The sequence below is a fragment of the methanotrophic endosymbiont of Bathymodiolus puteoserpentis (Logatchev) genome (assembly GCF_900128525.1).
Taxonomy (GTDB): domain Bacteria; phylum Pseudomonadota; class Gammaproteobacteria; order Methylococcales; family Methylomonadaceae; genus Methyloprofundus.
Map to the genome: position 1 here is coordinate 1 of NZ_FQTQ01000050.1, position 1,276 is coordinate 1,276.

The 1,276-nt window shown below is 38.0% G+C and carries 2 protein-coding genes and 1 pseudogene; all 3 read right to left on the reverse strand.

The genetic code is table 11. The annotated features are described in order from the left end of the window. Positions 1–199 precede the first annotated feature (199 nt). On the reverse strand, positions 200–355 hold the full coding sequence (locus BQ7314_RS03160; protein ID WP_174482262.1) for a hypothetical protein: 156 nt from the start codon (positions 353–355) through the stop codon (positions 200–202). Positions 356–506: 151 nt separating this feature from the next. Beyond that, complete coding sequence (locus BQ7314_RS03165; protein WP_174482263.1) at positions 507–1,031, reverse strand: hypothetical protein; 525 nt, start codon at positions 1,029–1,031, stop codon at positions 507–509. Positions 1,032–1,161: 130 nt separating this feature from the next. Continuing rightward, positions 1,162–1,276 (reverse strand): annotated as a pseudogene (locus BQ7314_RS16055) (IS30 family transposase); the annotation flags it as partial.

The window sequence follows — 1,276 nt, forward strand, 5'->3', positions numbered from 1 at the left end:
AACGAAATTTTGAAGGTTCTATGGCTCTTGCTTGTGCTTTTTTATGGTTACCTATGTGAAACGGCAACAGCCCCTAGAAGTTCTCGAAAATCTGGATCTGAAAATTCACCTGCACGAATTTCAGGGCGAATTAAACTAGCTTCTTTCTTGGCTTGTTTTTCAAACTCTTCAAAATGATAGTCATTAGGTGAAAGAAAATTTATAAAACTAAAGTAATCTTCTCTTTCTTTTTTATGCTGGTCTTTATAATTATCAATACATACAAGGTCATCATACAGCGATTCAGCGTATTTTGCATTTTTTTACCTTTAGTCCAGCGATTCAGCGTATTTTGCATTTTTTTACCTTTAGTCATGCTCAGTTTCCACCAGGCACACTTTCCCCTCTCCTTAAATCAGTAGTTTGGAGCAGCCGTGCTTTGTTAGATTATCTATGCTATTTTATTTTTCCTTTCTATGCGTGTATCTGGTAACGCTCATATGACAGAGTGAGCAAGCTCTTTGGCCTCATGTTACATAACGGAATTGAATCTTTTCAGTTTTCATCCTCTGTAACCTCGCCTCGTCTAACTCAGCCCATTTCATTGCTGCGACTAGATCTTGCCACAGGCTTTTAAGTGTCTGATGATTTTTACCTTTCAAATAATCCACTTGAAAATGGATGCTTATCACCATGAGCTGGTTAATCAGGTAAGCCATTTGCATCAGTTGATAATAATTTTTACTGGCCTGATAATTGACCCGTGAATATTTATGTTCCATTTCATAGCCTCCATTTTTCAATGTATTAAACCCCTCGTTTTCTATTTTCCAGCGCAAGCGCCCTGTTCGACTTGTCAGTATAATATTACTTGTACCAATAGGTAAGTCGGTGATATGGGTAAAGGTACATTGCGCTTCTTCTACCTCCTTGCTTCCCTTATTTTTGGTAATAGTTTCCTGGCATTCCAGCCAATTTAGGCGATACCCATGATAGTCCATGCCCGTCACCCAGCGATAATGACGTTCTTCTGTGTTTCCATCAGGTCTCATAATCATTTCATGATGGTGATTTTCTGTCTGGTAGACTTGCAATTCTCGTGTTTCTTCCCATATTGTCGGCAGATTACCTTCTTTGAAGGTGACAATGTAAGACCAGTTGTTACTTTTACACGTCCTGAATTCAAGTCATAAGTGCATAACCCAGTAAATTTTTTATATCTACCCCAGTTAGCTCTTCAAAAGCTTCATAAGGTGTTTTGTAGTTCAGACATTTTTTAGGTCGATTATTAAGCTTA

What these genes read in the sequence shown, in the direction of transcription:
- BQ7314_RS03160 (WP_174482262.1), bottom strand. Translation starts at nt 355, where the DNA reads ATGACTAAAGGTAAAAAAATGCAAAATACGCTGAATCGCTGGACTAAA.
- BQ7314_RS03165 (WP_174482263.1), bottom strand. Translation starts at nt 1,031, where the DNA reads ATGAGACCTGATGGAAACACAGAAGAACGTCATTATCGCTGGGTGACG.